Here is an 11047-nt window from a genome sequence, read left to right as displayed (position 1 = left end):
CTAATCACGAAAGATCAACACGCCTTAGTGAACTGCGTAACTTTTTATTTGGTTCATCCGGCCAAGGGGGCTTAGATTTGGTTGCGCTAAATAGTCAAAGAGGAAGAGATCACGGTGTGCCTTCTTACAACGATATGCGGGCTCAGTTCGGTCTAGAGCGTAGGCAGTCATTTAGTGAAGTAACCTCTAATACTGAGTTACAACTTGCGCTAGAGGCGACCTACGACAGCGTTGACGATATTGACTTGTTTACTGGCGGTCTTGCAGAGGATCCGGTTGCGGAAGAAGGTTCCCAGTTAGGTCCTTTATTTCGCGCAATGGTCACGGAGCAATTTGAAGCCCTTCGAGATGGTGATAGGTTTTGGTACCAAAATTATCTTACAGATGAAGAGCTCGACATGATTGAGGGGGTGACGCTAGCCGATGTTATTCGTAACAACACAGGTATTGGAAATGAAATACCAGACAATGTGTTTTACGTAAGTGACTCGACTAACTAGCTACAAATTGCATACCGCTACACCATTTGTGTAGCGGTCTTCATACTACTAATTCTTTGTTGTAAGGGAAGCCGCATTACTAAGAGTAGAAGGAAAGTGCTTTTTTTCTTTCTATCTCTTTTTATTCCACTATGTCGTGTTGCCAATCCAACTTGATGCTGTTCTTTTCTCGCAAAACATCGAAAATTTTTTAACGTCCTATCGCTCTGTTTTTAATGCAAAAAATACGTTAAACACAATGCTGTAGCAGAGTTTTTCTAACGAATTTCTACATTTCTCCTTGCAAAACGCTTCTAAATAAATAATATCAAACGCAAATCATTATCATTTGCGTTAAAAGAAAAATAAATGAAACGAGTTCACTTTTTACCTTCACTTTTGGTAGCCGCTAGCTTTCCGTTGGCTTTTTCAGCTTTAGCAGAAGGTGATCTTGAACGCGTTGTTGTTACAGGCACTAGAACACCAAAGTTATTGGCATCCTCACCTGTAAAAGTTGACGTGGTAGATAAAGAGGACATTGCTCGATTAAGTAAAGGCACACTACGCCAAGTGCTTGAAGTGATGCCCGGTGTTGTAGTTAGACGCAGTCAAAAAGACGGGTACAACGTTCAGCTAAACGGGTTCAATGGCGATCACGTATTGGTGTTAATTAACGGCCAGCCCATCATTTCACCTACAGGCTCTTCTGTCGACCTTGACCAAATTAGCGTTGCTAATATTAAGCAAATTGAAATTGTGCGAGGCGCTGCTTCTGTGCTTTACGGCAGCTCTGCGATGGGTGGCGTTATCAATATCATTACCGAAAAGGTAGAAGGCTCGCAGTTTGCAGCAGACTACGAGGCATCTTATTTTACCGATGATGCAATTGACGGTGATGAATTCGGGCATACGTCTAGGGTCACTGCAGCGAAAGCAGTAAGCAATTGGCAGCTTGGCATAACGGCCCAAAATATTACTAACCCCGGTTTTGATTACGACAACGAAACCACGTCACAAGATGGTGGCGCGGTAGACAAATCTTTTGTGCAAGTGTCTTTATCGACGTTGATAAATAACATTAGCGTGCAATACAAAGGGCAATGGCTGGATGAGCAAAAAAACAAACCTCAGTCATCAATACCGGGTCAAGCCACCATTATTAGTTATCTTTCAAACGTTACCCAGTGGCAGCACGATGTTCGCGTTGAACAGCAGTACGATTGGCATATCAACACACGCTATCTTTCTCATAATGAAGAAAGCGGTAACAGCAACGGGTTACGTCAAACCGATATTCAGCTTGCGGAATTAGAAGCGCAAAAGATTTATTCCACCAAAGATATTGAGTGGGTAGGGGGCCTTGTTTTACATGGCGACACGCTGGATCAACAAAACCTCAGCACGGGCACGGTTGAAGTTGATGATGTAAGTAGAGAAAGTGCCGAGCTTTATTTACAAGGAAACTGGCAGAAAAAAGACACCCAGCTTTTAGCTGGCGCAAGAATACAAAACGATTCTGATTTTGGTTGGCATACTGCATTTAAAGCAAGTGCAAGCCAGTCATTTAGTGCTGACAGTACTTCGTTGCAACTTCGCGCTGGGGCTGGCAGTAGCTATCGCGTGCCTAACCTCAAAGAACGCTATTACATCTTCGACCATAGTAACTTAGGTTATATGGTTCTAGGCAACGACGCACTTACGCCCGAAACAGCGTTAAATACCAATTTGGGCGCCAACCTTCGAGTAGAACCGACCCAAAGTAACTGGTTATATCACCTTGATATTAACCTTCACTACACTAAAGCTGATGATTTCATCACCACAGCGGTAGATGTAGATGCATCGCAAGAGGCAGGTTTAGATATTTCAGTTTATCAAAACCTCGATGAAGCCACCCTTTACGGTGCTGATTTAAGCGCCAGCGCGGAGAATGATAATTGGCAGTGGCAACTGAATTACAGTTATTTAATTGCTGAAGATGGCAGTTCACAGCGCTTGCCTGAACGTCCTACTCATTTAGTTAAAGCATCCGTTACCTATCAGTTTAGCCAAACCGACACCAGCATACAGCTTTACGGAGTGCATGAGGGGAATGTGTCGCCTTCCAGTGGCTATATCACAATTGCCAAAGACAGCTTTACCACGCTAAACGCAGTCGTACAGCACCAGTTCACGCCTCAGTGGCAAGCGCGCCTTGGACTTGAAAACCTCACTGATGAACATCGCTCATCCGATGCCCTTGTGGCGGGCGCGTTTGACGCAAGGCCGATTGCTGCCAGGCGATTGTATCTGGGTGTGAGTTACCAGTATTGAAATAACCATAAAACGAAAGCTCCGACACAGAAAACTGCGTTTGAGATCAAAACAAAAAATACCTAACGGCAGATCCCAAACCAACAACTAAAAACCGCTGGTTAATTCGGCGAATTTTAAAAAGGAAAACACATGAACAAAACTTATTTAGCGTTACTGCTTGCCATGACATTCGGACTAACTGCTTGTGGCAGCTCAAGTAGCGATGACACCTCAGTCGAAACGCCTGATGAAGTGACCGATGGTAGCGGAGATTCAGATGCCGGAAGCAGTGACGGCGAAAACGAAGAGGGAACCATTTACGGGCCTTTTAGTACAGGGTCTACATCCGAGCCTGTTGCCGTGTACTTTGACTTAGATACACAAACGCAACTTACGCTTACTGAAGAAGAAGCCGCAACGGATACCACGTGGGATATTGGCTTTAAGCGTACCAATGTGTTTTTAAATACAAACCAGGAAACCGCTGTTAGCCTTTATTTTACCGGAAATAATAGCGACTTTTACGATGATACGGGCGCGCCAGTGCCTGACTTGTTCTTAAATGCGAGTGCTGACAGCGAACTAGATGATTATTTGGCTGTTACTCAAAGCGATATACCAGACGCTGACGCGTTCAGCACAGATACAGAAACCCAAATGATCGGCGATACCTTTTACAACTACGACTTTACCACTCACGTAGTAACGCCAAATGAAGAAACGTATTACATTGTGTCATCTGACAGCAACTACACAAAATTTCACGTTACCGATATTGTTACTGAAGGGCGAGGTATCGGTGAAATAACCCTTGGCGTTATGCATCAAAGCGTTCTTGACGGGCAAACCACCTTTGCTGAAGAAGTCGCACTGACCGTTGATGCGGTGGGCTGTAGCGACACGGTTTATATTGACTTCGATATTCAGCAAGTAGTTACACAAACTGACGATTGGGATTTATCAATTCCGTGTGCTGACGGAGCGGGGGAGTTTACCCTTTCTATTGCTGATGATGCGACCGTGCTTCGCACCGACGCTGACACATACGATGGCGTGGATCCCGAAGCAGCACGTTTTTATGGCTTCAGTGAAGAGATCGTTAGCGAGTACGCGATGAGTGCGAACAATTGGTATTTCTACGACAGCACCAGCCACTTACTTTACTCACAGTTTGGGGTTTATTTAATTCAAGCAGGCGATACGACTTACAAGCTTCAAATTACTAGCTACTACGATGAAGAGGGAACATCAGGTGCGTATAGTTTCCGCGCCGACCCGGTAAGTGGAGAGTAAATGATGTTGCAAAAGGCTCATTCACTTTCATCTATTGCCGTAAAAGCGTTGTGTACTGTGATGGTAGGGTGGAGTTTGTTTGCAGTAGGGGCGTTTAGCGCCCCTTTAGATGAAACGCAAACTGCATCTCCTAGAATTGTTACCGCTGGCGGCAGTATCACCGAAATTGTTTTCGCGTTAGGACGAGGCGATTGGGTAATTGCTACTGACAGTACCAGTATGTACCCAAAAGAAGCGACAAGTTTCACTAAGCTTGGGTACTTTCGTCAGCTCAGCACTGAAGGAGTATTGGCCCAACAGCCCACAATGCTGCTAGGCGCTGAGGCGACAGGCCCAAGTGTTGCGCTTGAACAAATAGCCCATGCTGGCGTAGAGGTTACTACCTTTAACGTCGACAAAAACTTAAGTGGCCTAAAGCGCCTAGTACTGGATATTGGCGAAAGACTATCGGCAAGTGATAACGCCGTTACCCTTGTTCACGATATTGAAAAGAAGGTAGAGCAACAAAAGGCGCGGTACGCAGATAAAACCTTAGCGTTCAATACACCAATTAAAGCGCTTTTTGTGGTGGCGAACAATGACAGAGGAATAACGGTTGCGGGTAAAAATACCGTGCCCCAAGCGCTATTCGATACGCTGGGTATCGTTAATATAGGTGCAGCAGTGGAAGGCTACAAAGTGATGCATGCTGAGTCTGTGCTGATGCAAAACCCTGATATTGTGATTGCCGCTGGGCACATGCTGCGTGGGAAAAACGCGAAGGATGCACTTTGTACGCACCATGCGTTAGCAGCCACCTTTGCTGGTATTCATTGCCTAGTTGAAGCCATGGATAGCAGCATTAGTTTGGGGCTTTCTCCGCGCTTTGATGTAGCGCTTCAGCGTATTGCAGAGCACGCAGAAAAAGCCATTGAAATGAAACAAACGCAAAATGCTGCTAACAGTAGAACGAGTCAATAATGCAGTTATCTTCCGCAGCTAAGCGCAGTGATAACCCACGCGATTACTCAAGTGATTACCCAAGTGATTATTCAAATGATTACCGACTGACGCCTGTAGTCCTTCAGCTTATTAATGCCCGCGCGCAGCGAAAACGTATAGGCATGGGAATACTGGTTGTATTGCTGTTGTTCTGTGCTTATGTAGGGTTAACCCGCGGCAGTTTACCCATTGATATTGAACAGCAATTTAGATACTTCATTAGCGGCGTAAATACGGTAGAAAATTCGGTAGCAAATACCACTCATTGGTATGTGTTATCTGAAATAAGGCTGCCGAGGGTGATCATGACAATGCTGATTGGCGCGCTTCTAGCCGTATCTGGCTGTGCAATGCAGGGGCTAGTGCGCAATCCGCTTGCCGACCCTGGTTTAATTGGTATTGCAGGGGGCGCAGCCGCAGCTGCAGCCCTTAGTATGACCATAGTACCTCCGCTCATCCCTGCGCTTGAGTCTATATGGGTAGCCATGTGGGCCTTTGGTGGTGCACTACTTTCTGTATGGACAGTGCTTCGGTTTTCAAATGGGCCGCAAGGCGTTTCGGTAGCCGCGCTTATTTTGGCTGGTGTTGCCATTAACGCCTTAACCGGAACCGTGATAGGGGCTATTAGTTATGTAGCAAGCGATGACGCACTTCGCCAAATAAGCTACTGGACCATGGGTAGTCTTGCCGGAGCAAGCTGGGCGCTTTGTGGTCTTATTGCGCTAGCTGGGCTTGTTGCTTTTACTGGTCTTATGAAGTCACGTAATGCGCTTAATCTACTCGCGCTTGGTGAAAAAGAGGCGGCTTATATGGGGCTTAATGTTACCCGATACAAACACTGGGTTTTATGGCTGGTGGCGTTCTCTGTGGCGCTAGCGACGGCGCTGTGCGGCATTATTGGCTTTGTAGGTTTGGTAGTGCCCCACATGTGCAGGGCCATATTTGGTGTAAACCACCAGGTGCTAATACCTGCCAGCGCACTAATGGGCGCTTTGCTATTAATGGTTGCCGATACCTTGGCTCGTACCTTATTTGTGCCTATGGAAATACCTATTGGTATTGTTACATCAGCAGTTGGGGCGCCATTTTTCCTTTACTTACTTTGGCAGCAACGCCGCTTACTTGGTGGTGGGGTGTAGCTCAAATGAAAGTGGAAATCCTAGAGCAAAGCGAAAGTTGTAAACGGTTAAACACGGCGTTGCTTATATTGAAAGATGTTGTGATAGCCAGAGGTGACACGCGTTTGCTTGAACAAATATCTTTGTCATTTAACACTGGTGAGTTTACCGCGATAGCGGGTGAAAACGGATGCGGTAAATCTACGCTACTTGCTATGCTCAGTGGTGTAGAAACGCCATCTGGTGGAACGCTAACGCTTGGCGGGCAAAAAATTAGTGCGCTAAGCCCAAATCAATTAGCAATACAGCGTGCAGTGATGGCACAAAGCGCGTCAACGCCATTTGGGTTTATCGCCGACGAGTTACTTCATTTGGCGCGGTATCAGTACGTTGAGTCATTGGAACAAAAGAGTCGGTTGATTCATGGTATTGCCAAGCAGTTTGACATTACGCATTTACTAGCTCGCAATATTCAAACCTTATCTGGCGGGGAAAGGCAGAGAATATTTTTAGCTAAATCTATTCTTCAAATAATACCGGGCGATCAAAACGAGAGTTTGGAAGGCAAGCTGTTGCTGTTAGATGAACCCACCTCAGCCCTAGATTTGCGCCACCAGAAACTAGTAATGGAACAATTGGTCGCCCTACGAGAAAAAGGGCTGTGCATTATTTGCGTAAGTCACGACCTCAATTTAATTTCCCCTTATTGCGATAGACTCATTTTATTGGGGGAAAAGCAGTGTTTAGCCGACGGACCACCAGCGCAAGTACTTACTACCGATATGCTTTCTCGGTGCTATCACACCCAGTTAAACCTAATTAAAAACGAACAAAAACACGTTTTCGTGACACATTAACTTTTACGAAAACCGATAAACAAGAACGGAGTTAACCATGAGTATGCAAGTTATTGCATTTCAAGCAAAACAGCTAAGCCGCACCCATCACAGCGGTGTATTGGGTACGCATTCAACATCAATGCCCGGCTACCCTTTTGGTTCGGTTGTACCTTATTATTTAACGTCTGGTGGTGACGCAGTTATCTACATCAGCGATATCGCACTGCATACGCGCAATATTAAAGCGAACGACAAAGTTAGCTTAACCATTTTTGATGCCGGTGAAGATGACTCTCAGGCGAATGGCCGGGTGACTATTATGGGGAGTGCGGAGCTAGCGAACCAAGATGACGTGAAAGCACAGTATCTTCGTTTATTCCCTCAAGCTAAAAAATACGAGCAAACCCACGATTTCAATTTTTACGTTATTCGTACTGAGCGAGTACGTTTTATTGGTGGGTTCGGAAAAATCCATTGGGTTGATAAAAACTATTGGCGCGTTGAAGCCCAAGAGTGGCATAGCGCACCAGAGGGCATGATTACCCATATGAATGAAGACCATCAGGACGCGATGCAGCTTATCTTGCAGCACAAAGTAGGCGTTAACACTGAAGCGCCGATAATGCACAGCGTATTTCCAGAAGGCATGCACTGCGGTACAGAAAAGCAGACTTGGTTTATCCCTTTTGAAGCGCCATGCGCGTCGTCAACAGACGTACGAAAAGCGTTAGTGAAACTGACCAATGACGCACGGAATACGCTTAACGTACCCAAAGCGGTGTCGTAGCCTTTTCACTGCATAATGCGACATCCATACGGGCGGCTTATCGTGTGGGGCGTTCTTGTAAAAAAAGGTATAGGTTTGCAGCTGTCAACATGGTCCGCTTGTTATAAACAAGGCGTTGTTCTGCAGCAGTAAGCCATCTAAATGGTTTACCGTAAATAAACTTATGCCTCTCCTTCAACGAGCGTTTTTTTAGTCATTAACGCATCGGTTAAAAACTGCATCAGCAATTTTACTTTAGGCTGTTCATACAAATCAGGGTGGGTGAGAAGCCAAATATCGTATTTCAAAACGGGCGCGCTGCCCGGTAGACGTACTAGGTCGGGGTGTGGGTCGCCCATGAAACATGCTGCTCTTCCCATACCCACGCCGTTTAATATAGCGTGATATCGAGAGATGATGTCATCGATTGCTATTCCAATTGGTACCTCTGGGTAAGGCGATTGTGCTAGCCATTGGGGCCAAACTTCATTCTCTGACGGCGTAATCCATCGCCAGTCTTTACGGGGTGTATTTTCACAGTAATCTTTGTGTGCATAAAAGCACAAGCCTAGCTTGTAAAGTCGCCTTCCAATTAAGTGTTCCGGTAATTTAGGTGCTCCCCGTATTACGACATCCGCTTCACCTTTGTCTAAATCGGCGAATATTGTAGAGCTTTTCACTTTTAATTGAATAGACGGATAAAGCCGAGTGAACTCACCGAGTTCTTTGGCTAACAAAAACTGCGACATGGGCTCGCCCAGTGAGAGCGTTATCGGGCCTGCGAGCTTTTCATTGCTGAGATTAATGAAACGAGAGCATAAACTTCAATAGATAAGATTTTAAAAAATAGTTAAGAGCCAATAACTTTTTAAATAATATTAGCCGCAATCATGAGATTTCTTATCTAATTGGGCAATTTGTGTGTGATCTATTTAGACAAGTAAAACACTACTAAAACCACACATGGATACTTTTCTTATGGAGAAGGCCAATGCCTCGTATTACTCGTCGTCATTTTCTTCAAATAGCGGGTTCAGGCTTGCTCGTTGCCCACAGCCCTTATTTGTTAGCTCAGCCACCTAAAAAGAAACTTGGCGTAGCCTTGCTTGGCTTAGGCAACTACAGCACAAATTTATTAGCACCTGCGCTACAGCACACCGAGCATTGTGAATTGCGAGGCATCATCACAGGTAGCGAAGAAAAAATTCCTAAGTGGCAAAGAAAGCATGGAATTAAGGATAGCAACGTATACACATACCGCACTATGGCTGAAATTGCGGATAACGATGATATTGACGTTATCTATGTTGTAACGCCCACAGGTACGCACAAAAACTTTGCAGTGCAGGCTGCAAATACTGGAAAGCACGTGTGGTGTGAAAAGCCAATGGCGATGGATAGTGAGGAGTGCCAAGCTATCATAGATGCCTGTAATAAAAATAATGTGACTTTGTCTATCGGCTATCGCATGCAGCACGAGCCTAATACACGCACTTTTCATCAATACCTTGAAACTAAACCCTATGGAGATATAACCGCAGTATCGAGCTTTGCGGGTTATGCCGGGCAGGGTAGAGCGGCAGACAACTGGCGCATGAAAAAGCATATGGGTGGCGGCGCACTCTATGACATGGGCGTTTATGCGATAAACAGTGCGCGCTTTTTAACGGGGCAAGAGCCTTTGTCTGTAACTGGCAGCCACCCACCACAACGTTTCCCAGAAAAATTCACTGAAGTTGATGAAACTACCCTATTCACCATGGACTTTGGTGACGGGCTAGTGGCTAATTGCGGCACTAGCGTAGTAAAAGGGTTTAATCATTTCAAAGCTGACTGTGAAGACGGTTGGTATCAGCTGAAACCTATGCAGAGCTACAATGGCGTAACGGGGACAACGTCAGACGGGAAAACGCTGCCACCTATTGACGGTATGCAGCAAACGCTTCAAATGGATAACGACGCTTTAGCCATATTGACTGGGCGCCAGCCAATGGTAACCGGTAGTGAAGGGCTTGCTGATATTAAGATTGTTAACGCCATATTCAAAGCGGCGAAAACTGGTCAAACAGTTACGTTGTAAGGTTTTATAACGTAAATTTGGGTGAAACCAAGCGTCAGTGATTGGCCGCTTATATGATAGCATGTACGGTATTTGCTTAGCTTTAAAACTACAAGATGCCTACTTCTGGCTCACTCCACGTCCAGTGAATCGACTAGGGAGTTTAGCTTTTTCGCGTCGGTTAATTCGCTAAACCATGAGGTTATCTCGGTCCCGTGCATTAAACCTAGTATGGCCCCTAAAACAAAACCGCGATGCACGTTGTCACCGCCCACATTAGTGTTTGCTATAAGCGCTCTTTTCGGATTATCTGCGTAGCGGTATGCGAAATACAAAACGGCGGGCCAGGCGTCTGAGATATAACATGCCGGCGAATACATGCGCCCAACAACTTCAATATCGCTTTTGTTCTTTGCCGTAAGGGACGCCAAGTTCAGCCCTGCAGACTTACTCGCAATACCTTCTAACATGTTTTTGGGTGATTCATCTTGGCGATGCGCTAATTTGTATATTAGCTCAACATAGAAATCGCATACCGATGCTAATGACTGGTCGGGATGAGTTAAAAACAAGTGCTTACGACATAGGTGTTTGATGTCGTTAAGCGCAGTATTTCTAGCAGCTTCTACTATCGCTAAAGGTGTTACCGATACAAAAGCCCCTATAGAAGCCGTATCATGGGTAACTGCACCACACTTATCCGCAGGGAAGCCTTGCTCAAGGTTCGCGAAAAAACCTCTGTGGTATGACTCAGCATAGGTGTCTGGGTGTTTAGGAGTACCGGCGCGCATAAAGCTAATATATTGATTTAAAAACTCAGTTTCATCATAACCTTTAAGCGCGCAGGTCAAAACAATACGGGCACAGCAAGCATTAAGCGTATTTTCACCTGCCTTCATACCCTGATGATAATGCACATTGTCTTTACCCCAGTACTGCCTTTTCCCTTTAAGAATGACCTCACCCACAATTTCTTTTTGGCTAGCTGATGCTTTGTTTGCACGCCCACCTTGTTGTGTGGAGTGAAGGGACATTATTGAAGAGGGATGAAAGGGGGGCGCATCCTCAAATTGTTCTATTCCTAATGGGAATGTTTTGTAGATATCAGCTGGGTTGTAAAACCAGTGCACCGGCATAGCAAGTGCGTCGCCCACAAATGCGTTTTTAAGTGCTGCTTTCGCCCGTTCAATCGTCAATGAAGTCATACTGTATTTCGC

Annotated in this window: 10 protein-coding genes; 8 read left to right on the top strand and 2 right to left on the bottom strand. The window is 45.4% G+C overall.

The genetic code is table 11. From position 1 onward, the window contains the following. The 7 genes from ACX5KA_RS03765 to ACX5KA_RS03735 form a co-directional block, all read left to right on the top strand. A partial coding sequence (locus tag ACX5KA_RS03765) for a peroxidase family protein (RefSeq protein WP_458730448.1) occupies positions 1-500 on the top strand: 500 nt, incomplete at its 5' end. Between the two features lie 348 nt (positions 501-848). Next, the gene (locus ACX5KA_RS03760; RefSeq protein WP_458730447.1) at positions 849-2792 is read left to right on the top strand and encodes a TonB-dependent receptor plug domain-containing protein; all 1944 of its coding nucleotides are present in this window, start codon (positions 849-851) and stop codon (positions 2790-2792) included. 132 nt (positions 2793-2924) lie between these two features. Beyond that, positions 2925-4067: an HmuY family protein gene (locus ACX5KA_RS03755; protein WP_458730446.1), complete on the top strand. Its 1143-nt coding sequence runs from the start codon at positions 2925-2927 to the stop codon at positions 4065-4067. Continuing rightward, complete coding sequence (locus tag ACX5KA_RS03750) at positions 4068-5027, top strand: heme/hemin ABC transporter substrate-binding protein (RefSeq protein ID WP_458730445.1); 960 nt, start codon at positions 4068-4070, stop codon at positions 5025-5027. It begins immediately after the preceding gene. Further along, complete coding sequence (locus tag ACX5KA_RS03745) at positions 5027-6187, top strand: FecCD family ABC transporter permease (RefSeq protein WP_458730444.1); 1161 nt, start codon at positions 5027-5029, stop codon at positions 6185-6187. The genes ACX5KA_RS03750 and ACX5KA_RS03745 overlap by 1 nt, the downstream gene beginning before the upstream one ends. 5 nt (positions 6188-6192) lie before the next feature. Next, positions 6193-7023, top strand: a complete 831-nt coding sequence (locus tag ACX5KA_RS03740) for an ABC transporter ATP-binding protein (RefSeq protein WP_052235503.1) — start codon at positions 6193-6195, stop codon at positions 7021-7023. Between the two features lie 37 nt (positions 7024-7060). Further along, entirely contained in the window at positions 7061-7792 is a 732-nt protein-coding gene (locus ACX5KA_RS03735) for a HugZ family pyridoxamine 5'-phosphate oxidase (RefSeq protein WP_334056409.1), read from the top strand. Between the two features lie 161 nt (positions 7793-7953). Here ACX5KA_RS03735 and ACX5KA_RS03730 read toward each other — a convergent pair whose 3' ends face one another. Beyond that, on the bottom strand, positions 7954-8577 hold the full coding sequence (locus tag ACX5KA_RS03730; protein ID WP_458730449.1) for a substrate-binding domain-containing protein: 624 nt from the start codon (positions 8575-8577) through the stop codon (positions 7954-7956). 185 nt (positions 8578-8762) lie between these two features. Between ACX5KA_RS03730 and ACX5KA_RS03725 the strand changes: the two genes are divergently transcribed. After that, positions 8763-9851 (top strand): Gfo/Idh/MocA family protein, encoded by a 1089-nt coding sequence (locus ACX5KA_RS03725; protein ID WP_334056414.1) that lies wholly within the window; start codon positions 8763-8765, stop codon positions 9849-9851. Between the two features lie 110 nt (positions 9852-9961). Here the strand turns inward: ACX5KA_RS03725 and ACX5KA_RS03720 are convergent, their stop codons facing one another. Further along, a complete protein-coding gene (locus ACX5KA_RS03720) occupies positions 9962-11035 on the bottom strand; it encodes an ADP-ribosylglycohydrolase family protein (RefSeq protein WP_458730443.1) in 1074 nt (357 codons plus the stop codon). Positions 11036-11047 lie beyond the last annotated feature (12 nt).

This window comes from Alteromonas alvinellae, assembly GCF_902705805.1.
Note: the sequence above shows the minus strand (reverse complement) of the source record. Positions and strands in the feature narration are given on the sequence as shown.